The sequence below is a fragment of the Rhodococcus sp. ZPP genome (assembly GCF_017656075.1).
GTDB classification, from domain to species: Bacteria; Actinomycetota; Actinomycetes; order Mycobacteriales; family Mycobacteriaceae; genus Rhodococcus_F; species Rhodococcus_F oxybenzonivorans.
The window spans coordinates 618,446-641,923 of sequence record NZ_CP058638.1; the positions used below are offsets into that span (position 1 = coordinate 618,446).

Consider the following 23,478-nt stretch of genomic DNA (forward strand, 5'->3'; position numbering starts at 1 on the left):
CCGCGATGACTTTCCGCGATCACACGAGTCCATACCTTCGGAAAGGCAACCGCACTCTCGAACATCTGGAGGAAATCATGGCCGACGCAGCCATCGGCAGCATCTTGCTCGCCAGCACACATCCTGAGCGACTGCGGGACTGGTATGCCGCAGCCTTCTCACCGAAGGTTGATCGCACGCCCGGCGAGCCGGGGTACGACGTACTCGACTTCGACGGTTTCTACATCATGATCGACCGCCGCGAGGATGTCGGCGACACGAACCCCGAACCCGGACGCATCCTGCTCAACGTGGAGGTCGCCGATGCGCGCGCCGCCGCCGGGCGTCTCGACGACCTGGGTGTCACGTGGTTGTCGCCCCTCGAAGATCGCGACGGCAGCTGGTTCGGCACCGCGATCGACCCGGACGGTAACTACGTACAGATCATCGAGCTCAGCGAGCGTGCGCGAGCGGAGATGTCATGACCACTCGACAGGAAAGCGGGCGAACCGACGTGTTGGCCCAGTCGCGAGGATTCAGTGGATTCGCGGTGAACGACATTGCCGCCGCCGAGTCCTTCTACACCACCACCTTGGGACTCGAGGTGACCGAAGAGGAGATGGGCTTACTGGGACTGCATCTGCCGAACGGACCAGTGGTGCTGATCTACCCGAAACCCGACCACACACCAGCGACGTACACCATCGCGAACTTCGCCGTCGACGACGTCGACAAGACGGTCGACGCCCTGACCGAACGCGGGGTGCACTTCCTGCGGTACGACGGTTTCGAGCAGGACGACAAGGGGATCATGCGCGGCAACGGCCCCGACATCGCCTGGTTCACCGACCCCGCCGGGAACATATTGTCGGTGCTGTCCGAGTCCTGACCCGGCACCACGGCATCGCTCGCCGGTGCGCCCGATCAGTGTCCCGTCAGCCAGTCTCCGGTGAGCACCGACGTCCGCCAACCGCTGTCGAACCATCCCGGTGCTGCTGCGGAGAACGTCTCCGCGTCGAGGCTGCCACTACCCGCGGGCACACTGCCGACCACGCCGCTTCCGGTCACGACGGGCAGGTCGACGAGGTTGCAGCGCTCGGCGAGCCCGGGGTGATCGGGCCACGACCCGATGATCGTGCCGGCGCAGGACAGCCCGGCTCCGGTGATGGCCCGGATGGTCAGTTCGGTGTGATTGAGGGTGCCGAGCCCGGCGGCCGCGACCACGACGACCGGCGCATCGAGCGCACGCGCAACGTCGACGAGCGTGAACCCGGCCTCCCCCATCCGGACCAGCAGACCACCGGCACCTTCGACGAGGACGAGGTCGTGCCCGGCATCGAGCGCCCGGACCGCCGCCACTACGTCGGCGCAGTGCAGCAGCGGCATACCGCTCCGCCGGGCCGCGGTGTCGGGGGCGAGCGGCTCGGGATAACGCGCGAGTTCCCGCACCGCGGTGACACCGGACAGCCGGGTCACCTCGGCGAGGTCACCCGGTTCTCCCGGGGCGACGCCCGTCTGCGCCGGTTTGCATACGGCGACGGAACGGCCCGCGGCCTGAGCCGTCGCAGCGAGTGCGGCGGTGACGACGGTCTTACCCACATCGGTCGACGTTCCCGTCACCATGAGCACACTCATGCCGAGGCTCCCGCCACCACGCTGGTGAGCACCGTCTCGATCAGCGCCAATTCCTCTTCGTCCAATGTCGCCCGGGCAGTGAGCCGCAGTCGCGACGTGCCCTCCGGCACCGACGGCGGCCGGAAGCACGCGACATGCACACCCAGCTCCCGGCATGCGGCTGCCGCGTCGACCGCGCGCTGAGGATCACCGAGGATCACGGACACCACGGCCGATTCCGGAGTCGCGGCGCCGGTGAAACGCGCGAGGTCTCGCGCGCGGTCGAGCACGGCAGCCGCGCGGTGCGGTTCGCGTGTCAGCACCGACAGCGCCGCCCTCGCGGCTCCTACCGCGGCGGGCGCCAGGCCGGTGTCGAAGATGAAGGTGCGGGCGGCGTCAATCAGATGGGCGCGCACCTTCTCGGAGGCGAGGACTGCACCGCCCTGGCTGGCGAGGGACTTCGACAGTGTCGCAGTGATCACGATGTCCGGTTCACCTGCGAGCCCAACCTCGTGGACCAGCCCCCGCCCGCCCTCGCCGCGCACACCGACACCGTGGGCCTCGTCGACCACGAGGACGGCGCCGGTGTCGCGACACACCTGGTGCATCGCGACGAGCGGTGCCAGATCGCCGTCAGCGCTGAAGACCGAATCGGTGACGACGAGGGCGCGTTCTTCAGACCGGGTGGCCAGCGCGGCTCGGAGGAACTCGATGTCCGAGTGCGGCGCGACGACGACGCGGGCGCGGGAAAGCCGGCAGGCGTCGACGAGGGAGGCGTGGCTGCCCGCGTCACTGACGATCAACGACCCTGCCCCCGACAGCGCGGTCACAGCCCCGAGGTTGGCGGTGTAGCCGGACGAGAACACCAAGCCGGCCTCTGCGCCCACGAACTCGGCGAGTTCCGATTCCAGCAGTTGGTGTTCGGTGGTCGATCCCGTGACCAGACGAGAACCCGTCGCTCCCGCGCCCCATCTGCGTAGAGCTGTCATCGCTCCGTGCAGTACCTCGGGATGACGGACGAGACCCAGGTAGTCGTTCGAGGCAAGGTCGATGAGTGCGCTTCCGGCCGTCCGCGGACGCAGCTCACGGCGCAGTCCGGCGGCGCGACGTCGATGCTCGACGTCGTCGAGCCACGTGGAGAAGGTGCGATCGTTGCTCACCTCCGGAACGATACGGGACTTGAACAGTGTTCAACCCGGGTGGGCCCCCTTTCCGTCCAGTGGCTAGGGTCACGAACGTGACCCATCCCAGCCTGTCCGCCGAAGAGATCACGTCCCTCGACGCCTCGCTGCTGTGGCATCCCTACGGCGCCTTTCCCTCCTCCACCACCCCCCTGGTCGTGACCGAGGCCAGGGGCACACGCCTCGTCCTGGCGGACGGGCGCGAACTGGTGGACGGAATGAGTTCCTGGTGGGCGGCAGTCCACGGCTATCGCCACCCCGTTCTCGATGCCGCGGCCGCGGAGCAGCTGGGGCGGATGAGCCACGTCATGTTCGGGGGTCTCACCCACGAGCCTGCGGCGCGGCTGGCGCGGCTGCTCGTCGACATCACGCCGGGCGGGCTCGACAAGGTCTTCCTCGCCGACTCCGGTTCGGTGTCGGTCGAGGTGGCCGTGAAGATGTGCCTGCAGTACTGGCGCAGCCGGGGCAAGCCGCAGAAGCACCGGCTCCTGACCTGGCGCGGCGGCTATCACGGTGACACCTTCGCCCCGATGAGCGTCTGCGATCCCGACGGCGGGATGCATTCGCTGTGGACGGACGTGCTCGCCCGGCAGGTGTTCGCAGGACCGCCCCCACGCGACTTCGATCCGCAGTACGTCGACGAGTTCGAGCGCCTCGCACGCTCGCATGCCGACGAGCTCGCGGCGGTCATCGTGGAGCCGGTGGTCCAGGGTGCGGGCGGTATGCGCTTCCACGATTCCCGCTATCTGACGGAACTACGACGAATCTGCGACGAGCAGGGACTCTTGCTGGTCTTCGACGAGATCGCGACAGGGTTCGGCCGGACCGGTGAGCTGTTCGCCGCCGATCACGCGGGTGTCAGCCCGGACGTCATGTGTATCGGCAAGGCGCTCACCGGCGGGTACCTCACCCTCGGGGCCACCCTCTGCAGCACCGAGGTGGCCGAGACCATCAGCGCCGGGGAGGCCGGTGGACTGATGCACGGTCCCACGTTCATGGCCAATCCCCTCGCGTGCGCTGTCGCCGTCGCCGCCGTCGAATTGCTGCTCGCGCGCAACTGGCGGGGCGAGGTGGCGGCGCTGCACCGCGGACTCGAGTCCGGCCTCGCTCCTGCCCGAGACCTGCCCGGCGTGCGGGATGTGCGGGTGCTCGGCGGTATCGGCGTCATCGAACTCACCGACCCCGTCGACATGCAGGCGGCAACCGACGCCGCGGTGGCCGCCGGGGTCTGGCTTCGACCGTTCCGCAACCTGATCTACGCCATGCCTCCCTACGTGTGCACCGGGGACGACGTGCGGAACATCACAGCCGGAATGCTAGCTGCGGCAAGTAGCTCGCGCGGCGCCGGAAGCCCTCTCGCCTCGAGCTGAGCGCCCGGGCGCCGCGGGCTAATGTTCTTCTCATGACTGCGAGTGACGAGATCGGCACCACACACATCCCCGTGTGGCCCGGAACGGCCTACCCACTGGGCGCCACCTATGACGGGGCAGGGACGAATTTCGCGGTCTTCTCCGAGGTCGCGGAAGCGGTCGACCTCTGCCTCATCGCCCGGGACGGAACCGAGACCAGGGTGCGTCTCGACGAAGTGGACGGATACGTCTGGCACGCCTATCTGCCGACCGTCGAACCCGGACAGCGGTACGGATATCGCATCCACGGCCCGTGGGATCCCGCGGCGGGCCATCGCTGCGACCCCAGCAAATTGCTCCTCGACCCGTACGGCAAGGCGTTCGACGGGGAGTTCGACGGGGATCGGTCGTTGTTCTCGTACGACATCGATCTGCCCGAGCCGGCGGAAGACGCCGACCCCGCAGCCGGCACCGACGCCGACGCCGACGCCGACGCCGACGAGGGCGTTACCGCGGCCGACGGCGACCGGGACGAAGACTCGCAGAGCAGCGATGAGCAGAGCGGCGCCGAGCAGAACGAGGACGACCCCGGTTCTCCCCTGCCCGGGCACGATTCGCTGGGTCACACCATGACGACCGTTGTGATCAACCCGTTCTTCGACTGGGCCACCGACCGGGCGCCGAAACGCCCCTATCACGAGACGGTCATCTACGAAGCCCACGTCAAGGGGATGACCGCGACGCACCCCGATGTGCCCGAGGAGCTCCGCGGCACGTACGCCGGTCTTGCCCATCCCGCGATCATCGATCATCTGGTCGGTCTCGGCGTCACCGCGATCGAATTGATGCCGGTGCACCAGTTCATGCACGACCAGACGCTGCTCGATAGAGGTCTGCGTAACTACTGGGGGTACAACACCTTCGGTTTCCTCGCTCCCCACACGGGGTACTCGTCCGCCGAGAAGCCCGGCGGTGCGGTGTCCGAGTTCAAGGCGATGGTGCGTGCTTTCCACGAGGCCGGCATCGAGGTGATTCTCGACGTCGTCTACAACCACACGGCTGAGGGGAACCATCTCGGCCCCACGATCAGCTTCCGCGGCATCGACAACGCCGCCTACTACCGGCTCGTCGACGGTGACCCCGAGCACTACATGGACTACACGGGAACGGGCAACAGCCTCAACGCCCGCCATCCGCACACTCTGCAACTGATCATGGATTCGCTGCGCTACTGGGTGACCGAGATGCACGTCGACGGTTTCCGTTTCGACCTCGCGTCCACGCTGGCCCGGGAACTGCACGACGTCGATCGACTGTCCGCCTTCTTCGACCTCGTGCAGCAGGATCCGATCGTCAGCCAGGTGAAACTCATCGCCGAGCCGTGGGACGTCGGCGAGGGCGGTTACCAGGTGGGTAATTTTCCGGGACTGTGGACCGAGTGGAACGGCAAGTACCGTGACACGGTTCGGGACTACTGGCGCGGGGAGCCCGCCACCCTCGGCGAGTTCGCCTCCCGCCTCACCGGCTCCTCGGACCTCTACGAGGCGACGGGCCGCCGTCCCGGTGCGAGCATCAACTTCGTCATCGCTCACGACGGATTCACCTTGCGCGACCTGGTGTCCTACAACGAGAAGCACAACGAGGCCAACGGCGAGAACAACAACGACGGCGAAAGCCACAACCGTTCGTGGAACTGTGGTGTCGAGGGACCGACGGACGACCCCGAGGTACTCGACCTCCGTGGCCGTCAGAGCCGCAACATCCTGGCCACCCTGATGCTCAGCCAGGGCACTCCGATGATCGCGCACGGCGACGAGATGGGCCGGACTCAGCAGGGCAACAACAATGTGTACTGCCAGGATTCGGAATTGTCGTGGATGGACTGGTCGCTCGCCGACACCAACGCCGACCTCGTCGAGTTCACCAAACGAGTGATCGACCTGCGGGCCAAGAACCCGGTGTTCCGCAGGCGACGTTTCTTCGATGGCACCCCCATCCGCAGCGGGGACCAGACACGGGACATCGCCTGGCTCACCCCGTCCGGTGAGGAGATGACACCGGCGGACTGGGACAGCGGGTTCGGCAAGTCGCTGGCCGTGTTCCTCAACGGCGAGGGGATCCCGGAGCCCAATCATCGCGGCGAGCGGGTCGTCGGGGATTCGTTCCTGATGTGTTTCAACGCCCACGACGAGGCCATCGAGTTCTCGACGCCGAACTCCGATTACGCGAACGAGTGGACCGTGGTGCTCGACACCGCGGTGCCGACGGGGTCGAACGATGCGGTGATCGAGGCCGGGAAGCCGCTCGAGGTCGAGGCGCGCTCGCTGGTCGTGCTGCGACGGACCGCCTGAGGCCGGGCAAGCATGGGGAATCCGACGATTACCGCGACCTATCGGCTCCAGTTGCGCGGCGACGCCTTCACTTTGACGGACGCCGCTGCGGTCGCCGACTATCTCGACGACCTCGGCGTCTCGCACGTCTACCTGTCGCCGATCCTCACCGCAAGCGAGGGTTCGACACACGGGTACGACGTGACCGATGTGACGACCGTGTCCCCGGCACTCGGTGGTCGGGAGGCTCTCACAGCCCTGTCCGAGGAGCTACGGCGGCGGGGAATGGGACTCGTCGTCGATCTCGTTCCCAACCACGTGGGCGTCGCCAACCCCCGCGAGAATGCCTGGTGGTGGGACGTTCTCGCCCACGGACAGCGATCTGACTACGCCGACTTCTTCGATATCGACTGGCGGCCGGACAACGGTGCGGACGGGAAGCTGGCGCTCCCCGTTCTGGGATCGGACTCCGACCTCGACTCGCTCACGATCGACCGCACAGGCGAAGAACCGTTGCTCGCGTTCTACGAACACCGCTTCCCGATCGCCCCGGGCACCGACTCGGAAGACGCGCGGGCCGTGCACGAGGCGCAGTCGTATCGCCTGGTCCCGTGGAACTCGGGAATCATCGGCTACCGGCGGTTCTTCGCGGTCAGTGATCTCGCCGGGATCCGGCAAGAGGACCCACGCGTGTTCGACGCCTCACACCGCGAGCTGCAGAGCTGGATCGCGGACGACCTCGTCGACGGTGTGCGCATCGACCATCCCGACGGGCTGGCCGATCCGGCGGGTTACCTCGACCGGCTCCGCGCCATGATCGGCCCGGATCGGTGGCTCGTGATCGAGAAGATCCTGGGTCATGAGGAACCACTCGACGATCACCTGCCGATCGACGGCACCACCGGATACGACGCGCTGGCCGAACTGGGTGGGGTGTTCCTCGATTCGTCCGGGGCGCCCGCGCTGACTGCGCTGTCTGCGGCGCGGACCGAAGAGCGGGGAGACAGCGCCTGGCTTCGACAGCGTGAACCCGAGATCAAGCGTGAAGTGGCGAGCACGATGCTCGCTCCGGAGGTCCGGCGGCTGGTGCGGGCGATCCTTCGGGAAGCCGACGGCGACTACGTCGTCGAGGACGTCCGAGACGCGGTCATCGCGGTGGTCGCGGCCATGCCCGTGTACCGGTCCGACTACAGTCCCCTCGCCGGCCTGGCGCACCGGGTGATCGGGAGCGTGGTCGCCGAGGAGCCGCACATGGCGGAGCCGTTGGCGGCCTTGGCGTCGGCCCTCATTCGTGGGGGTGAGGCGGCCACGCGGTTCCACCAGGTGTGCGGTGCGGTCATGGCGAAATCCGTCGAGGACTGCCTGTTCTATCGCACCGCTCGCCTCGTCTCGCTCCAGGAAGTGGGTGGTGATCCCGCGACGGTGGGCGTGTCCCCCGCCGAGTTCCACCTGGCGTTCGCCGGGCGGGCGACGCGGTGGCCGAGGGCGATGACCACCCTGTCCACCCACGACACCAAGCGCGGTGAGGATGTCCGCGCACGTATCGGTGTCTTGTCCCAGGTGCCGAGCCTGTGGGCCGAGTGCGTGGAACAATGGGAACGCATCGCCCCCAGTCCCGACCCGGTCCTCGGATTGTTTCTGTGGCAGAACCTGTTCGGGGTCTGGCCGGTGGACGGCCGGGCGGCCGCGGACGTTCCGGACTTCCGCGATCGCATCCACGCCTACGCCGAGAAAGCGGTCCGCGAAGCCGGCACCCGCACATCCTGGAACGATGTCGACGAAGAATTCGAACGCGATCTCCATCGCTGGCTGGACACGGTGATCGACGGTGCCGTCGGCAACGCCCTCGGTTCGATCTGCACCCAGCTGGCACCCCACGGTTGGTCGGACGCTCTGGGCCAGAAGCTGCTCCAGCTCTGTGGACCCGGGATCCCGGATGTCTATCAGGGAACCGAGTTGTGGGAAGACTCGCTCGTCGACCCCGACAACCGGCGCCTGGTGGACTACGACGTTCGCCGACGCGCGCTCGACGGACTCGACCTCCCTCCTGTCGACGCCACCGGCGCAGCCAAGCTCCACGTTGTTCGTACGGCACTCAGGCTGCGCCGAACACGTCCCGAAGGCTTCGACACGTACACACCGGTGTTCGCCTCGGGAAGTGCGGCCGCCCACCTGATCGGCTTCGCGCGAGGCCGATCCGGTGCGGCCCAGGATGTCATCGCTCTCGCGACCCGGCACAGCGTCCGGCTCAGCGAACGCGGCTGGGGCGACACCGGATTCACGTTACCGGAGGGTTCGTGGACGAACCTGCTGACCGTCGAGGACGTAGAGTCCGGCCACGTTCGGCTGTCCAGCCTGTTCGATCGCTACCCGGTGGCCCTGCTCAGCCGAACTTCGGTAGCCGAGTTGCCAGGGTCATGACGCGACGCGTCATTGCCCGAGGTTACGGAGGACCCGAGGTCCTCACTGTCGTGGAGGTCGACCCGGTTCCGCCGGCGCGCGGTGAGGTCGCAATCGAAGTCCGGGCGATCGGCGTCAATCCCATCGACTACAAGCGGTACAGCGGCGCGTTCGGTACCGATCCCGATTCCCTGCCGATGGACCTCGGTGCCGAGGCGGCCGGCGTGATCGTCGAGGTCGGCGAGGATGCGACGGGGCAGGACGGACCCCTCTCACCCGGTGACGAAGTGATCGCATACCCGGTCGACGGGGCGTACGCGGATCGACTCGTCGTCGGCGCCGATTCCGTTGTCCGCAAACCGCCGTCGCTGCCGTGGAACGAGGCCGCCGGGCTGCTGGTGGCCGGTACGACCGCAGTCGAGACACTCGACGTCATCCAAGTCGGTTCGGGAGATCTGGTTCTCGTCCACGGAGCGGCCGGCGCTGTCGGGTCGTGCGTCGTCCAAGTGGCCTGCGGCCGGGGCGCGACGGTGATCGGCACAGCCCGGCCGGGCCATCACGACTACGTCCGGTCGCTCGGCGCCACCCCGGTGTCCTATGGAGACGGTCTTGCAGATCGCGTCCGCGTCCTCGCGCCGGACGGCGTGGACGCCGTCATCGACACGGTCGGCGGCGAGGAGGCTGTCGACGTGTCCGTCGCATCGGTACGCGACCCGTCCCGGATGGTCACGACTCTGGCAGTACCGCGTGCGGTCGACGCCGGCTTCCTCGGAGTGGGTGGCAAGAATCCCGCCAGTCGAGGAGTGCGAAGACGCCTCCGATCGGTGGTCGTCGATCTCGCGGACCGCGGCGACCTCAGGGTGCGGGTCGCCCGGACATACTGGCTGGCCGAGGCCGGACGCGCTCACACCGAACTCGCTGGTCCCCATCCTGCGGGGAAGTTCGTCCTTCTTCCGTAACCGCTGCGCCGCCTCAGGGCTCGCCGGACTCTTCCCTCCGACGTCGCGCGATACGGCGTTGCTCTTCGGCGCGTTCGCGGCACTGGCGGAGAAACGCTTCGTCGTCGTCCGGGTTCTGTGCCACGTGACGGCCGGGGCGCTCGTACTCGCCGAACCCGCCTGTCGTGCCCGATCTGCGGACTCCTGCACCGCGGCCCACGAACAACCAGACCAACGACCCGACGGTCGGCAGGAGCAGCACGATCAGCAGCCACACCATCTTGGGCAAGTGCCGAATATCCGACTCGTTCCGCGTGATCACGTCGACGAGGCAGTAGACCCACAACAGCAGAGTGACGAGACCGAAGACAAAGTACGGCACCGAGATTCCCCCTCCGAAGCGCGCCGGGAATCCCGAGCGCGGTGTCCCACGGAATGACGTGTCGTGAAACGGCGGTGTCCATGGATTACTGTGTCCATGAAACCACAGAGCGTTCCGGGTCAATGGAGCAGGCTTGCCCTGATCATCGCCTTGACCCAGTTGCGGTACTCGTCGATGTCCCACCCGCAGTCGTGCCGAAGCATGGAATGCACCTGGGGTGAGACGACGGTGAAGAGCACGTCCGCCGCTCGCTGCACGGAGATCTCCGGTCGCAGCAGGTCGTGCGCGGCAAGCCCTTCGGCAAGGGTCATCGCGTTCGCGGCGGAAGCTCGGGCGCCCTCCTCGGCGAATCGCCTCATGTCCTCGTCGGCGCCCGAACTCTTGATCGACGTCAACATGAGAGTCCCGGCCCGTTCGAGGACGTCAGCGCCGTACCCCACCACTTCGTCGAGGATGCGCTCGACCGGATCGCCGTCGCGAGAGGCAGACGCATACACCGTCGGCATGCTGTCGTCGCCGCCCTCGATGGCGGCGGCGAGCGCCTCGTGGAACAGCTCGGCCTTCCCACCCGGGAACGCCGTGAACACGGTCCGCGTTGCGACTCCCGCTGCTTCGGCAACCGTGCGCACCGTGGTGCTCACATAGCCCCGGTCCACGAACAGGCGGGCCGCAGCATCCCGGACGAGGACGCGGGTGCGGCGCGCCGACTCCGCGCGCAGCGGCGAACTGTAGGTCCTTCTGACCGGTTCCAGCACGAACTCATGCTAACCGCATTGGAAGCAGCGCCCCTGCAACCAATGCGGTGAGTCACCGTGGTCCACCCACGCGTCGATGCCCTACGACTGCGGATGTTCCACCCAGGCGTCGGGCCCTGGAAACACCAGCGCTTCGTGACCGTCGTCGTACCGGACCAGGTAGGGCGGTTCGCCGTTCTCCCCATGTACCTCCACGACTTCGGCGGTGTGCGCGTGCGCTCCCACAACCCTGCCCTGGACGTGCAACCGGTCTCCCACTGCTACGTGCATGACTGCTCCTCGCGATACTGGACTCGTCACCTCAAGCTTGCTACTTCGCGACCGCCGGCGAAAGGGCTGACTCACCGGCATGTGCAGACTCGATGTGCCATCGTGGAGACATGGCAACCTACCGATACCTCGACAAGGACCACAACGTCTTGGAAGAGCACGACTTCGGCACCGTGCAGGATGCCGAGGAACACCGGCTGTCGGTCCTCGGCGCCGAAATCATCGAGAAGGTCGAAGACTCCGGCAAGAACTGAGCGCCCCGTGCCGACGCGCTCGAACCGTTGCTCATGACCGATGCCAGATCCGTTCTCATCGTGGTGGATGCCGCGAACGTCGTCGGTTCCAGGCCCGATGGTTGGTGGCGTGATCGCGGCGGTGCCGCCCGGCGATTGCTCGTGAAGCTGACCCGGTGGCAGGAACGCCTCGATGAACCACCCGAGGTGATTGCCGTGCTCGAAGGCGCGGCGCGAGTCGCGGTCGCCGACGAGGCGAAGGTGACTTTGCAACACCTGCGGGTGGTGCGGGCAGACGGATCCGGTGATGACGCGATCGTGGGGATCGTGGCTGAAGCGGTCGAAACGAACAACGACCGGCCGGTCAGGGTGGTGACGGCAGATCGCGGACTCCGCGCTCGGGTCGAGGCGCTCGGGGCCGGCACAGTCGGACCCCGGTGGCTGCTCGATCGCATCGAATCACCCGGAGAACAGTGAGCTCCCTTCATACCTAGATCTGCTAGGGTCAATTTCGAACCCTAGAGGAACTAGGTATGGAGCTCGGATGTTCATCGACAAGGATTTGGTGGCAGCCTCGGCCACCCCGCTCGTGCTCGGCATTCTCGCCGACGGTGAGTCCTACGGTTACGCCATCATCAAGCGCGTCAACGAGTTGTCGGGCGGGCGGATGCAGTGGACGGACGGGATGCTGTACCCGCTCCTGCATCGCCTCGAGCGATCAGGGTACGTCACGGCAACCTGGCGCACGGCCGACAACGGCAGGCGGCGTAAGCATTACGCCATTACCGATCCCGGCAGGGACATGCTCGCCGACCGGCGCATGCAGTGGACCGTCGTTGCGGAAGCCCTACATCGAGTGTGGCAGTCGGCTCAGCTTCCACCGGCCGCCGCCGAGGGGTGGTCGTGATGGATACCGACGCAGAGCTGGAGTCGCAGATCGGCCAGTGGCGTGGTTACGTTCGGGGCCACCGCGTGATCTCGAGTGCCGATGTCGACGAAATGGAAGGTCACCTCCGCGATCAGGTCTCGGACCTGTCCGCGGTCGGGCTGACGGCGGCCGAGGCCTTCCTCGTCGCCGTCGGACGTATGGGCAACCTCGACGCGATCTCCCGCGAGTTCGCGCTCGAGCATTCCGACCGGCTGTGGAAGCAACTCGTGCTGATGCCGGCCACCGCGGAGCCCGAAACGACTTCGTCCAAACGCGAACTGAGCGTCGTCCTTGCCCTCGCCGTCGGAGCGGGACTGGCCGTCAAGGCCGGAATGGAGTGGCTGCCCGAACTTGCCCTGGCCCGAAACATCAGCCTCCTCGTACTGCCGTTCCTGACGGCACACTTCGCGTGGAAACGGAAGATGACAGTGCGCGGCGCCGCAGTCCTCGCTGTGCCCTTCGCGGTCGCGGCACTCGTCCTGAATCTTTTTCCGTTCGTCGACAACGGGTCGACGGAAGTGATCGCGGCGATCCACGCGCCCATTGCGCTGTGGTTCGTCGCCGGGCTGGCCTATGTCGGTGGCGACTGGCGATCCCAAGGGCGCCGCATGGACTTCGTCCGGTTCACCGGCGAGTGGGTGGTCTATATGGCCCTGCTTGCGCTCGGTGGCGGAGTGCTGATCGGCCTGACGGTCGGCGCATTCGCCTCCCTGGACCTCGATGTCGAGTGGGTCATCGAGCAGTGGATCCTGCCGTTCGGCATTGCCGGCGCGATTCTCGTGGCGGGCTGGCTCGTGGAGGCGAAGCAGGACGTCATCGAGAACATCGCCCCTGTGCTCACTCGCGTGTTCACACCCCTCACCATTCTCATGTTGCTGGCTCTGCTGACGGCGTTCGCGGCTGCCCGCAGCGTCGTCGGCGTCGACCGAGATCTGCTCATCCTCATGGATCTCATTCTCGTGCTCGTGCTCGGCCTGCTGTTGTATGCGATCTCCGCACGTGATCCGCTGGCACCTCCCGACCTGTTCGACAAGCTGCAACTCGTCCTCGTCGTCAGCGCACTCGCCGTCGACGTGCTGATGCTGACCGCCATGCTCAGTCGCATCGCGGAATTCGGCTTCACACCGAACAAAGTGACCGCGCTGGGACTGAACGTGGTGTTGTTGGTCAACCTGGTGTGGTCCGCTCGACTCGGTTTCGGCTTCGTCCGCGGTCGGTGCGGGTTCGGCGCCGTCGAGCGCTGGCAAACCCGATATCTGCCCGTGTACGGCGGGTGGGCCGCTCTCGCCATGATTGCGGTGCCCCCTGCCTTCGATTTCATGTAACCATCACCCAGTCGCGTCGGCGGCAGAGCTGTCTGACCAGCCGGGGCCGACAACCCTGCACGCCGCGCGAGGGCAAGGCATGCTTATCGGGTGCACACTTTCGAGGTATGGGCCCCGATTCCGGGCGCCGTTCGCGTGGACGTCGACGGCCGAAGTCACGACATGACATCCTCGCCCGACGGCTGGTGGCGAGCGGAGGTCGACGCGTCTCCCGATTCGCGGTACGCCTTCCTTCTCGACGATGACGACACCGCCCTCCCCGACCCCCGTTCGCCACGCCAACCCGACGGCGTGCACGCACCGTCACAGCTGCACACCGTCGACCGGGACGCGTGGACGGACTCGCAGTGGCACGGCCGCCAGCTCGCCGGGGCCTCGATTTATGAACTTCACATCGGAACCTTCACGCCCGAAGGAACCTTCGCCGCGGCCGTCGACAAGCTCGACCACCTCGTGGAACTCGGGATCGACTTCGTGGAAGTGATGCCCGTCAACGGTTTCAACGGTATCCACAACTGGGGATACGACGGCGTCCTCTGGTACACCGTGCACGAGGCCTACGGAGGTCCCGACGGCCTGCAGGCCCTGGTCGACGCCTGCCACGCCCGCGGCCTCGGAGTGATACTCGATGTGGTCTACAACCACCTGGGACCGTCGGGGAACTACCTCGACCGCTACGGCCCCTACCTGGCGCAGGGCGCGAACACGTGGGGTCGCAGCATCAACCTCGACGGCCCCGGCAGCGACCATGTGCGGCGCTACATCATCGACAACGCGCTCCGCTGGTTCGAGGAGTTTCATGTCGACGCGCTGCGTCTCGACGCGGTCCACGCCCTCGTCGACCACACCGCGACCCACCTTCTCGAACAATTGGCTGTCGAAACGCGCCGCCTCTCTGCTCATCTGGGTCGGCCACTGACCCTCATCGCCGAAAGCGACCTCAACGATCCGAAGTTGATCACTCCGCGTTCTGCCGGTGGGTACGGCCTCGACGCGCAGTGGGACGACGACATGCATCACGCCGTCCATGCCGCGGTGTCGGGTGAACGGCAGGGTTATTACGGTGACTTCGGGTCACTCGCGTGCCTGGCGGAAACGATACGGCAGGGCTGGTTTCACGCCGGGACGTACTCGACGTTCCGCGGACGCATCCACGGGCGTCGTTTGGACACGCGGCAGATTCCGGCCAGTTCGCTGGTCACCTACACCTGCACACATGATCAAGTGGGTAATCGGGCGATCGGTGACCGCCCGGGCGCCTACCTCGACTCGGGGCAGCTCGCCGTGAAGGCGGCACTCGTGTTGTGCTCGCCGTTCACGCCGATGCTGTTCATGGGCGAGGAGTGGGGCGCGAGTACACCCTTCCAGTTCTTCACCTCGCATCCGGAGCCCGAGCTGGCACGGGCAACCGCGGAAGGCCGCAAGGCCGAGTTCGCCGAGCACGGCTGGAGTACCGAAGACGTCCCGGACCCGCAGGACCCGCTCACTTTCGAGCGCTCGAAGCTGAATTGGGACGAACGAGGGCGCGAACCCCATGCCCGGTTACTCGAGTGCTACCGCGCGTTGCTTCGCCTGCGACGTGAACGCGTCGAGCTGACCGACCCGTGGCTGAACGACCTCACCGTCGACTACGACGAGGACGAACGCTGGGTCGTGGTGCATCGCGGTGCGCTGCGACTCGCGTGCAATCTCGGAGCGGACCCGGTGACCGTGCCGGTCGGCGGCTCCCCCGTGTTGTGGTGGGAGCCGCCGAAGCAGGACGAGACCGCGTCGGCGACGATCGTGCCGGGTCACTCGTTCGTGGTGCTCGATGCCTCGCGCACTGTCGCCTCGTGCTGACGGCCGCGCAGCATCCGGAGCACGAGCACCGCGGTGGCGAACAGAATCAGCGCGGTGGCGCCTGCGGCCACGTGCATGCCCTCGACGAACGCCGACTGCGCCGACTCCAGAAAGACCGATCGCGACGTATCGGGTAGATGCTCGGCTTCTGCGACCGCCGCACCGAGCGTGCCGCGGGCCGCGTCCACCCGTTCCGGTGCCAACATCGATGTGTCGAGGCCGCCGCGGAAGAAGGCCATCACCACGCTGCCCAGGACCGCGACACCCAGTGCGACACCGAGTTCGTACGCCGTCTCGGACACGGCCGAGGCGGCGCCCGCCCGCTCGGGCTCGACCGCACTGACGACGAGGTCGGATGTCAGGGTCAAGGCGATCCCGACACCGGCCCCGGCGAGGGCGAAGCCGACGACGAACATCGTCGGGGCACCGTCGACACTCAGTGTCAGCATCATCGCGGCACCGAGTCCGGCGACCGCGAGGCCCCCACCGAGGACGTGGGACGTCGACCACCGGCGCACCATCCAGGCGGCGGCGAGCGCGGTGACAGCGCTGAGCAGCATGCCGGGGAGCATCAGCACACCCGATTGCAATGCCGTGTTACCCAGCACCAGCTGCAGATACTGGGATCCGAAGAACAGCACGCCGGCCAGGGCGAAGATGGACAGTAGGTTCGTGAGCACGGCCGTCGAGAAGGCCGGCTTGGCGAACAGCGCGACGTCGATCATCGGATCTTTCATCGCGCGCTGCCTGCGCACGAATGCCACGCCCGACGCCGCGCCGACCAGGCCGATCGCAAGGAGTTCCGGCGCGAACCCGTGGACCACCGTTTCCTTCACCGCATACACGAGCGGCAGCATCGTCGACATCGACAGCGCAGCGCTGAGCAGGTCGAAGCGACCCGGTGTCGGATCCTTCGACTCGGGGATCACGAGTGGTCCGGCGACGATGAGGACCAGCATCACCGGGAGGTTGATCAGGAACACCGAACCCCACCAGAAGTGTTCGAGTAGCCAGCCCCCGATCAGAGGACCGGCCGCGGTTCCGCCGCCGGCCATCGCGCCCCACACACCGATCGCCAGTGTGCGCTCGCGAGGGTTGGCGAAGATCGTCCGAATCAGCCCGAGAGTCGCCGGCATGAGGGTTGCACCGGAGATTCCCTGCAGAACCCGCGCGACGATGAGCATCTCCGGGGTCGGCGCCCACGCCGCGATCAACGAGGCGATACCGAAACCGGCAGCGCCCACGAGCAGTAGGCGCCGTCGGCCGATGCGGTCACCGAGGGTGCCCATCGTGATGAGCAGTCCGGCGAGCACGAAGGAGTAGACATCGATGATCCACAGCAGCTGGGTGCTGCTCGGCTCGAGGTCGGCACTGATGAAGGGAAGAGCGAGATCGAGCACCGTGCCGTCGACGGCGATCAAAAGTACGGCAAACGCCAGAACGACGAGTCCGAGCCAGTCTCGGCGTGACGCGGATGCCTGATCCGGCGCGCCGAAGGCGTCGTTGATCCCGCGATCCGTGGAGACAGACATTTCTTTCCTACGACTTTCCTTGGAGGGCCGACACGGTCGGTAAACCGTCCAGCCGGTACAGCTGGCTACTGTAGCTTGAACCGTCCGGACGGTAAAGTTATTTCCAGGTACAGTCCCTCTTCATGGCTGCCGGTACGCGCGATCGAATACTCGACGCCCTCGAGAAGTTGTTACTCGACGTGGGAATCGCCCAGGTGACACTCGAAGCAGTCGCCGCCGAAGCAGAGGTCTCCAAGGGTGGTCTCCTGTACCACTTCCCCAGTAAAGAGGCACTCCTCGCGGCGATGGTGCGTCGCCTGGGCGAGCGCGCCGACGCCCAGCTCGCCGACGCCGTTTCCGGCGGCACCTCGCTGTCCGAGTGGTATCTGCAGGTTCCGGATGCCAGCACGACCGAAGAGCTGGCCCTCTATCGATCCACCATCGCCGCATTGCGCAGCGTCGACGGACAACACGACGAGATCCAGCGAGCGGTGATCGAGGTCATGCGCGGCTGGGACGAAGGCCTGCACAGCGAAATCGAGGACCCGGTGCAGGCCGAGATCGTCCGGCTGGTCGGCGACGGCATTTACCTCGCGGCCCTACTCGGACTCCCCCTGCCCGAGCCCGAGCTGTACAGCAAGGTCGTGGAGCGACTCCTGCAGAAGTAACTCAGGTGAGGTAGCGGTACGCCGGGCTACCCGGTTCCAACCGCTCCACCTGCATCTGCGAGTGCTCCATCCGCTCGAGGAGGTCGCCGAGACCGTCCGCATTCCCCAACTCGATACCTACCAGGGCGGCGCCGGTCTCACGGTTGTTCCGTTTGACGTACTCGAACAGCGTGATGTCGTCCTCGGGACCGAGCACCTCGTCCAGGAATCGTCGCAGCGCACCCGGTTCCTGCGGAAAATCGACGAGGAAGTAGTGCTTGAGACCGAGATGCACCAGCGACCGTTCCAGAATTTCGCCATAGCGCGAGACGTCGTTGTTGCCGCCCGAGACGAGGCACACCACCGTCGAACCGGGTTCGAACGTGATGCTGCCGAGCGCGGCGACGGACAGTGCACCGGCGGGCTCGGCGATGATGCCCTCGTTCTGGTACAGCTCGAGCATCGTGGTGCACAGGGCACCTTCGTCGAGGTTCGTCATGACGAAGCTCTCCGGATCTAGTCGGATCGTCGACCCGTCAGCCTGCAGCAGCGCCGTATGCGAAACGACCTCGGCGCCGAGCGCGGACACGACGGCGAACGGCAGGTCGCCGACCCGCTTCACCGAGGCACCGTCGACGAACGGGTCGATCTCCGACAGCGTGACCGGCGCCCCGGCCACCAGGGCGGCGGTCATCGACGCCGCGCCGGTCGGCTCCACGCCGACGAGGGCAGTCCGCGGCGCGTGAGCGTGAAGATAGGTCGCCATACCGGCGATGCACCCGCCTCCCCCGACCGGGACGACCACCGCGTCGGGAACCGTGTCGAGCTGCGCGAGAATCTCAGCGGCGATCGTCCCCTGGCCCGCCGCGGTGCGTGCGTCGTCGAACGGCGGGACCAGCGTCGCCCCGGTGCGCAGCACATCGGCGGCGGCGGCAGCGGCCGCCGCATCGTAGGTCTCCCCCGTCAGAATGAGTTCGACGAACTCGCCGCCGTGCGCGCGGATGCGGTCGCGCTTCTGCTTCGGCGTACTAGACGGAACATAGATTCGTCCGACGATTCCCATTGCGCGGCAGGCGAAGGCCACTCCCTGCGCATGATTGCCCGCGCTGGCCGTCACCACACCCGCCGCACGTTCGTCCGGGGCGAGCTGAGCCATGAGGTTGTAGGCGCCGCGCAGCTTGTAGGAGCGGACCACCTGTAGGTCCTCGCGCTTGAGGTAGACATTCGCGCCGGTGAGTGCCGACAGCCGCTCGCTCCATTGCAGCGGCGTGGCGTCGATCACGTGGGAAATTCGCTCGATCGCCGCGTCGATGTCGCCCACGGTCAGGGGCGAAGTGGTGTTGCGGGCTGCGGTATCGGGCGATGTGGACACCCGCATATGTTCCCACCACCACAGCCCGCCGTACCAGCCGGGGCAATTCTCAGGCGGGCTCGAGAACGAAGACAGGAATCTCCCGGTCGGTGTTCTTCTGATAATCGGCGTAGTTGGGGAATGCGGCGACCGCGCGCTCCCACCAGACTGCCTTCTCCTCGCCGGTCACCTCCCGGGCCACCATGTCCCGTGTCATGTGACCGTCCCGGAGCTCGACGTGCGGATCGGCCTTCACGTTGTAGTACCACACGGGGTTCTTCGGAGCGCCGCCGAGGGACGCCACGATCGCATACTTTCCATCGTGCTCGACGCGCATCAGCGGGGTCTTGCGAAGTTTCCCGGATTTCGCCCCGCGGGTGGTCAACAGGACGACGGGCATTCCATTGAGCGTCGTACCTTCGGTGCCGTTGCTCGATTCGATCAACTCCGCTTGATCTGCGGCCCACTTGGACGGACTGGGTTCGTATTCACCTGTGAGTGGCATGCGTCCAGTGAACCCCGACCACCCGGTCTGCGCCACCGAACGCCCCGAATCGACAGCGCGACCTCGCGTGTTCGTTGGACCGAACTCCCAGTTGCGCGTACCCTGATCGGCACACACGGATCTACGAACAGCGAGGTGAACCCGCGATGACGACATCCGACACGCCGATCCCTCACGTCACAGGCAGCCGGGCTCCCCGCACCGTCGATCTCGCCGGTACCGCGTGGCCCCTCTACAAACTCGAAGCCCTAGCCGTCGGATTGCTGGTTTTCGTGGCCGTTCTGATCATCGCCGAGGCCGTGCAGGTGGCCGTCCTCACCGCAGCCGCTGTCGCGGTGGTGGTCTGGTGGGTGCGCCGGCTCTTTCCCGACGCCCCTCCCGAATAGGTCACACCGACAGACAGCTGGGCCCGAGCAGCGCCTTGAGGTCGCCCATCAACGCCGACGACGGCTCGACACGCAGCACGTCGTCGACCTTCCACAACGTGATCTCGGTTCCACCGATCAACCGCACATGCACGTCCGAGGTTCCCGGGTGCCGAGTGAGTACCTGCCGGAGTGCGCCCAGCTTGTCTTTGGTGCACTGACGCAACGGGAGGCTCACCGCCAGCGGCTTGGCGACACCGACGGCCGAAAGGTCCGGCACCGCAAGGTCGTTCGCGATAAGTGAGATGCGGTCGTCACGCACAGACACCCGCCCCTTGACGAGGACGACGGAATCCTCGGTGACGTCCATCCCGTAGACCGAGTACGCCTGCGGGAAGAACAGCACCTCGATACCGCCCGACAGATCCTCGAGCTGTGCCGACGCCCACGTCAGACCGTTCTTGTTGATCCGCCGGTTGACCGAGGCGAGAATACCGCCGACGGTGACCTGGGCGCCGTCCTTAACATCGCCCTCGAGGATGGCCGGAATCGCCGTGTCCGACTGTGCGGACAGGACGTGCTCGACGCCGTTGAGTGGATGCCCCGAAACGTAGAGCCCCAACATCTCGCGTTCCAACGCCAGTCGGTGCTTGCTGTCCCATTCTTCGTCGGGAATCTTGACGTTGAATACCGAGGAGATCGATTCGTCGGCGTCGTCGCCCCCGAACAGGTCGAACTGGCCGATGGCCTCCGCCTTCTTGGTACCCATCACTGCGTCGATCGCGTCGGCATGGACGAGCATGAGTCCCTTGCGGGGATGGCCGAGCGAGTCGAACCCACCCGCCTTGATCAACGATTCGGTGACCTTCTTGGAGCAGGCTGCGGCGTCGATCTTGTTGAGGTAGTCCGAGAAGTCCACGAACTTGGACTTCTCCTTCCTGGCCTTGATGATCGACGCGACCACATTGGCCCCGACGTTGCGCACCGCGCCCATGCCGAAGCGGATGTCTTCGCCGACCGAGGCGAAATTGACCTCCGACTCGTTCACGTCGGGCGGCAACACCGTGATACCCATCTTGCGGCAGTCGGCGAGATAGATGGCGGCCTTGTCCTTGTCGTCACCCACCGAGGTGAGCAGGCCCGCCATGTACTCGGCGGGGTAGTTGGCCTTGAGATATCCAGTCCAGAACGACACCAACCCGTACCCGGCGGCGTGAGACTTGTTGAAGGCGTAGCCGGCGAACGGGAGGATGGTGTCCCACAATGCCTTGATCGCCGGCTCGGAGAAGTTGTTGGCGAGCATGCCCTCGCGGAACCCGGCGTACGCCTCCTCCAGCACGGAGAGTTTCTTCTTACCCATGGCCCGACGGAGAATGTCGGCCTGCCCCAGCGAGTACCCGGCCACCTTCTGAGCGATCTGCATGATCTGCTCCTGGTAGACGATCAGCCCGTAGGTGTCGGCGAGAATCTCCTTCAGGGGCTCCTCGAGCTCCGGGTGGATGGGCTTGACCTCTTGGCGGCCGTTCTTGCGGTCGGCATAGTCGTTGTGCGCGTTCATGCCCATCGGGCCCGGGCGATACAGCGCGAGCACAGCGACGATGTCCTCGAAGCCGGTGGGCTGCATGCGGCGCAGCAGATCGCGCATGGCGCTGCCGTCGAGCTGGAAGACACCGAGAGTGTCACCGCGCGAGAGCAATTCGTAGGTTGCCGGATCGTCGAGCGGGAGCGTGTCGAGGTCGAGGTCGATGCCTCGGTTGGCCTTGATGTTGTCGATGGCATCACCGATGACGGTGAGGTTTCGAAGGCCGAGGAAGTCCATCTTGAGGAGGCCGATGGCCTCACACGAGGGATAGTCCCAACCGGTGATGATGGCGCCGTCCTGGGCGCGCTTCCACACCGGAATGGCGTCCATCAACGGCTCGGACGACATGATCACCGCGCAGGCGTGGACGCCCGCGTTGCGGATCAGGCCTTCGAGACCCTTGGCAGTCTGGTAGATCTTCGCGACGTCCGGGTTGGAGTCGATGAGGGCACGAACCTCGACCGCTTCCTTGTACCGCTCGTGATTCGGATCGGTGATGCCCGACACCGAAATGTCCTTGGCCATGATGGGCGGCGGCAGCGCCTTGGTGATCTGATCGGCGATCGCGAATCCCGGCTGACCGAACTGGACCCTGGCGGAATCCTTGATGGCCGCCTTCGTCTTGATTGTGCCGAACGTGATGACCTGAGCCACCCGGTCGCTTCCCCACTTGTCGGTGGCGTAGCGCACCATTTCACCACGCCGACGGTCGTCGAAGTCGATATCGATATCGGGCATCGACACGCGCTCGGGGTTGAGGAACCGCTCGAACAGCAGACCGTGCGGGATGGGATCGATATTGGTGATACCCATCGCGTACGCCACGAGCGACCCTGCGGCGGAACCTCGGCCGGGACCGACGCGGATCCCCACCTCGCGCGCGTGGTTGATCAGGTCACCGACGACGAGGAAGTATGCCGGGAAACCCATTTCGAGGATGACGCCGATCTCGTAATCGGCGCGGGCGAGGTACTCCTCGGGCGGTCCGTCGGGGAACCGGCGGTCCAGTCCGCGCATGACCTCCTTGCGCAACCAGGTGCCCTGCGTCTCGCCCTCGGGAACAGGGAAGATCGGCATTCGGTCGTGGTGCGCCCACACGTCGTCGTACGACTGGACACGCTCGGCGATCAGCAGCGTGTTGTCGCACGCGCCGGGCACCTGGTCGTCCCACAATGCCCGCATCTCCGCGGCGGACTTCAGGTAGTAGCCGTCGCCGTCGAACTTGAACCGGGTGGGATCGGACAGCGTCTTACCGGTCTGGATACAGAGGAGGGCCTCGTGGTTCTCCGCGGCGTCCTTGGTGACGTAGTGGCAGTCGTTGGTGGCGAGCGGCGGAATGTCGAGTTTCTTGCTGATCTCGAGCAGTCCCTCCCGGACCCGCCGCTCGATCGACAGACCGTGGTCCATCAGTTCGAGGAAGAAGTTGTCCTTGCCCCAGATCTCCTGCCACTTCGCGGCGGCTTCGAGGGCCTCCCGGTCGTGACCGAGCCGCAGACGCGTCTGGATTTCACCGGACGGGCACCCGGTGGTGGCGATGATGCCTTCGTGGTAAGTGGCGATCAGCTCCTCGTCCATGCGCGCCCACTTGCCGAGCTGCCCCTCGATCGACGCGAGGGAGGACAGCTTGAACAGGTTTCGCAGACCGGTGGCGTTCTCCGCAACCATCGTCATGTGGGTGTACGCACCGCTACCGGAGACGTCGTCGGACTTCTGGCTGCGGTCGCCCCACAGAACCCTTTTGGTGTTGAAACGGGATTCGGGCGCAACGTAGGCCTCGATCCCGATGATCGGCTTGATGCCCTGCTTCTTCGCCACGTTGTAGAACTCGCTGGCTCCGTACATGTTGCCGTGGTCGGTCATTCCCACCGCGGTCATTCCCAACCGCTCGGCCTCTTCGAACAGGGGGCCGACCTTGGCCGCACCGTCGAGCATCGAATACTCGGTGTGATTGTGCAGATGTACGAACGAGTCAGCCACGTGCGCCTCTCTGAAGG

22 protein-coding genes are annotated in these 23,478 nt (G+C 66.1%); 13 read left to right on the plus strand and 9 right to left on the minus strand.

From position 1 onward, the window contains the following. Window positions 1–77 precede the first annotated feature (77 nt). Both HYG77_RS02850 and HYG77_RS02855 read left to right on the plus strand, forming a co-directional pair. Window positions 78–464: a VOC family protein gene (locus HYG77_RS02850; protein WP_208961796.1), complete on the plus strand. Its 387-nt coding sequence runs from the start codon at window positions 78–80 to the stop codon at window positions 462–464. Window positions 465–493: 29 nt separating this feature from the next. Continuing rightward, window positions 494–868 carry a VOC family protein gene (locus HYG77_RS02855; RefSeq protein ID WP_208963256.1) on the plus strand — a complete coding sequence of 125 codons (375 nt, stop codon included), beginning with the start codon at window positions 494–496 and terminating at the stop codon, window positions 866–868. 35 nt (window positions 869–903) lie between these two features. Here the strand turns inward: HYG77_RS02855 and bioD are convergent, their stop codons facing one another. Next, window positions 904–1,614: a dethiobiotin synthase gene (gene bioD / locus HYG77_RS02860; RefSeq protein WP_109329330.1), complete on the minus strand. Its 711-nt coding sequence runs from the start codon at window positions 1,612–1,614 to the stop codon at window positions 904–906. Next, on the minus strand, window positions 1,611–2,753 hold the full coding sequence (locus HYG77_RS02865) for an 8-amino-7-oxononanoate synthase (RefSeq protein WP_208961797.1): 1,143 nt from the start codon (window positions 2,751–2,753) through the stop codon (window positions 1,611–1,613). The genes bioD and HYG77_RS02865 overlap by 4 nt, the downstream gene beginning before the upstream one ends. 77 nt (window positions 2,754–2,830) lie before the next feature. On the opposite strand from HYG77_RS02865, the gene HYG77_RS02870 reads away from it, so the two are divergent. Genes HYG77_RS02870 through HYG77_RS02885 form a run of 4 tightly spaced genes read left to right on the plus strand, consistent with a single transcriptional unit; the run spans window position 2,831 to window position 9,812 of the window. Further along, a complete protein-coding gene (locus HYG77_RS02870) occupies window positions 2,831–4,144 on the plus strand; it encodes an adenosylmethionine--8-amino-7-oxononanoate transaminase (RefSeq protein WP_208961798.1) in 1,314 nt (437 codons plus the stop codon). A 32-nt stretch (window positions 4,145–4,176) separates the two neighbouring features. Further along, entirely contained in the window at window positions 4,177–6,474 is a 2,298-nt protein-coding gene (gene glgX / locus HYG77_RS02875) for a glycogen debranching protein GlgX (protein ID WP_208961799.1), read from the plus strand. Between the two features lie 12 nt (window positions 6,475–6,486). Beyond that, window positions 6,487–8,874, plus strand: coding sequence for a malto-oligosyltrehalose synthase (gene treY, locus HYG77_RS02880; protein ID WP_208961800.1), 2,388 nt, complete (start codon window positions 6,487–6,489; stop codon window positions 8,872–8,874). Then, window positions 8,871–9,812, plus strand: a complete 942-nt coding sequence (locus HYG77_RS02885) for an NADP-dependent oxidoreductase (protein ID WP_208961801.1) — start codon at window positions 8,871–8,873, stop codon at window positions 9,810–9,812. The genes treY and HYG77_RS02885 overlap by 4 nt, the downstream gene beginning before the upstream one ends. Before the next feature lie 13 nt (window positions 9,813–9,825). Here the strand turns inward: HYG77_RS02885 and HYG77_RS02890 are convergent, their stop codons facing one another. From HYG77_RS02890 to HYG77_RS02900, 3 genes are all read right to left on the minus strand, one after another. Beyond that, window positions 9,826–10,173 carry a PLD nuclease N-terminal domain-containing protein gene (locus HYG77_RS02890; RefSeq protein ID WP_109335046.1) on the minus strand — a complete coding sequence of 116 codons (348 nt, stop codon included), beginning with the start codon at window positions 10,171–10,173 and terminating at the stop codon, window positions 9,826–9,828. Between the two features lie 119 nt (window positions 10,174–10,292). Further along, entirely contained in the window at window positions 10,293–10,928 is a 636-nt protein-coding gene (locus HYG77_RS02895; protein WP_159921765.1) for a TetR/AcrR family transcriptional regulator, read from the minus strand. An 81-nt stretch (window positions 10,929–11,009) separates the two neighbouring features. Further along, window positions 11,010–11,198: a DUF1918 domain-containing protein gene (locus HYG77_RS02900; RefSeq protein ID WP_109329317.1), complete on the minus strand. Its 189-nt coding sequence runs from the start codon at window positions 11,196–11,198 to the stop codon at window positions 11,010–11,012. A 110-nt stretch (window positions 11,199–11,308) separates the two neighbouring features. On the opposite strand from HYG77_RS02900, the gene HYG77_RS02905 reads away from it, so the two are divergent. The 5 genes from HYG77_RS02905 to treZ all read left to right on the plus strand — a co-directional run bounded on the left by HYG77_RS02905 (window position 11,309) and on the right by treZ (window position 15,523). Further along, window positions 11,309–11,452, plus strand: coding sequence for a hypothetical protein (locus tag HYG77_RS02905; protein ID WP_204164920.1), 144 nt, complete (start codon window positions 11,309–11,311; stop codon window positions 11,450–11,452). A gap of 33 nt (window positions 11,453–11,485) precedes the next feature. Continuing rightward, entirely contained in the window at window positions 11,486–11,908 is a 423-nt protein-coding gene (locus tag HYG77_RS02910; protein WP_109329315.1) for a hypothetical protein, read from the plus strand. 67 nt (window positions 11,909–11,975) lie between these two features. Further along, entirely contained in the window at window positions 11,976–12,338 is a 363-nt protein-coding gene (locus HYG77_RS02915; RefSeq protein ID WP_208961802.1) for a PadR family transcriptional regulator, read from the plus strand. Beyond that, the gene (locus tag HYG77_RS02920; RefSeq protein WP_208961803.1) at window positions 12,338–13,684 is read left to right on the plus strand and encodes a permease prefix domain 1-containing protein; all 1,347 of its coding nucleotides are present in this window, start codon (window positions 12,338–12,340) and stop codon (window positions 13,682–13,684) included. Before HYG77_RS02915 ends, HYG77_RS02920 begins: the two co-directional genes overlap by 1 nt. A gap of 90 nt (window positions 13,685–13,774) precedes the next feature. Next, window positions 13,775–15,523 carry a malto-oligosyltrehalose trehalohydrolase gene (gene treZ / locus HYG77_RS02925; RefSeq protein WP_208961804.1) on the plus strand — a complete coding sequence of 583 codons (1,749 nt, stop codon included), beginning with the start codon at window positions 13,775–13,777 and terminating at the stop codon, window positions 15,521–15,523. Here treZ and HYG77_RS02930 read toward each other — a convergent pair. After that, a complete protein-coding gene (locus tag HYG77_RS02930; protein ID WP_208961805.1) occupies window positions 15,475–17,055 on the minus strand; it encodes an MFS transporter in 1,581 nt (526 codons plus the stop codon). The genes treZ and HYG77_RS02930 overlap by 49 nt on opposite strands. Before the next feature lie 122 nt (window positions 17,056–17,177). On the opposite strand from HYG77_RS02930, the gene HYG77_RS02935 reads away from it, so the two are divergent. Then, window positions 17,178–17,702: a TetR/AcrR family transcriptional regulator gene (locus tag HYG77_RS02935; RefSeq protein ID WP_208961806.1), complete on the plus strand. Its 525-nt coding sequence runs from the start codon at window positions 17,178–17,180 to the stop codon at window positions 17,700–17,702. A 1-nt stretch (window position 17,703) separates the two neighbouring features. Here the strand turns inward: HYG77_RS02935 and ilvA are convergent, their stop codons facing one another. Together ilvA and HYG77_RS02945 are read right to left on the minus strand one after the other, a co-directional pair. Further along, window positions 17,704–19,053: a threonine ammonia-lyase IlvA gene (gene ilvA / locus HYG77_RS02940; protein ID WP_208961807.1), complete on the minus strand. Its 1,350-nt coding sequence runs from the start codon at window positions 19,051–19,053 to the stop codon at window positions 17,704–17,706. Window positions 19,054–19,102: 49 nt separating this feature from the next. Then, on the minus strand, window positions 19,103–19,537 hold the full coding sequence (locus HYG77_RS02945; protein WP_109335043.1) for a nitroreductase family deazaflavin-dependent oxidoreductase: 435 nt from the start codon (window positions 19,535–19,537) through the stop codon (window positions 19,103–19,105). A gap of 146 nt (window positions 19,538–19,683) precedes the next feature. Here HYG77_RS02945 and HYG77_RS02950 point away from each other — a divergent pair, with 146 nt between their 5' ends. Further along, on the plus strand, window positions 19,684–19,923 hold the full coding sequence (locus HYG77_RS02950) for a hypothetical protein (RefSeq protein ID WP_109329306.1): 240 nt from the start codon (window positions 19,684–19,686) through the stop codon (window positions 19,921–19,923). A 1-nt stretch (window position 19,924) separates the two neighbouring features. Here HYG77_RS02950 and dnaE read toward each other — a convergent pair whose 3' ends face one another. Next, window positions 19,925–23,461, minus strand: coding sequence for a DNA polymerase III subunit alpha (gene dnaE / locus HYG77_RS02955; RefSeq protein ID WP_109329304.1), 3,537 nt, complete (start codon window positions 23,459–23,461; stop codon window positions 19,925–19,927). Between the last annotated feature and the right edge of the window lie 17 nt (window positions 23,462–23,478).

What these genes read in the sequence shown, in the direction of transcription:
- treY (WP_208961800.1), top strand. Translation starts at nt 6,487, where the DNA reads ATGGGGAATCCGACGATTACCGCGACCTATCGGCTCCAGTTGCGCGGC.
- bioD (WP_109329330.1), bottom strand. Translation starts at nt 1,614, where the DNA reads ATGAGTGTGCTCATGGTGACGGGAACGTCGACCGATGTGGGTAAGACC.
- HYG77_RS02885 (WP_208961801.1), top strand. Translation starts at nt 8,871, where the DNA reads ATGACGCGACGCGTCATTGCCCGAGGTTACGGAGGACCCGAGGTCCTC.
- HYG77_RS02935 (WP_208961806.1), top strand. Translation starts at nt 17,178, where the DNA reads ATGGCTGCCGGTACGCGCGATCGAATACTCGACGCCCTCGAGAAGTTG.
- HYG77_RS02905 (WP_204164920.1), top strand. Translation starts at nt 11,309, where the DNA reads ATGGCAACCTACCGATACCTCGACAAGGACCACAACGTCTTGGAAGAG.
- HYG77_RS02900 (WP_109329317.1), bottom strand. Translation starts at nt 11,198, where the DNA reads ATGCACGTAGCAGTGGGAGACCGGTTGCACGTCCAGGGCAGGGTTGTG.
- glgX (WP_208961799.1), top strand. Translation starts at nt 4,177, where the DNA reads ATGACTGCGAGTGACGAGATCGGCACCACACACATCCCCGTGTGGCCC.
- HYG77_RS02945 (WP_109335043.1), bottom strand. Translation starts at nt 19,537, where the DNA reads ATGCCACTCACAGGTGAATACGAACCCAGTCCGTCCAAGTGGGCCGCA.
- HYG77_RS02950 (WP_109329306.1), top strand. Translation starts at nt 19,684, where the DNA reads ATGACGACATCCGACACGCCGATCCCTCACGTCACAGGCAGCCGGGCT.
- HYG77_RS02915 (WP_208961802.1), top strand. Translation starts at nt 11,976, where the DNA reads ATGTTCATCGACAAGGATTTGGTGGCAGCCTCGGCCACCCCGCTCGTG.
- HYG77_RS02930 (WP_208961805.1), bottom strand. Translation starts at nt 17,055, where the DNA reads ATGTCTGTCTCCACGGATCGCGGGATCAACGACGCCTTCGGCGCGCCG.
- HYG77_RS02850 (WP_208961796.1), top strand. Translation starts at nt 78, where the DNA reads ATGGCCGACGCAGCCATCGGCAGCATCTTGCTCGCCAGCACACATCCT.
- HYG77_RS02910 (WP_109329315.1), top strand. Translation starts at nt 11,486, where the DNA reads ATGACCGATGCCAGATCCGTTCTCATCGTGGTGGATGCCGCGAACGTC.
- HYG77_RS02920 (WP_208961803.1), top strand. Translation starts at nt 12,338, where the DNA reads ATGGATACCGACGCAGAGCTGGAGTCGCAGATCGGCCAGTGGCGTGGT.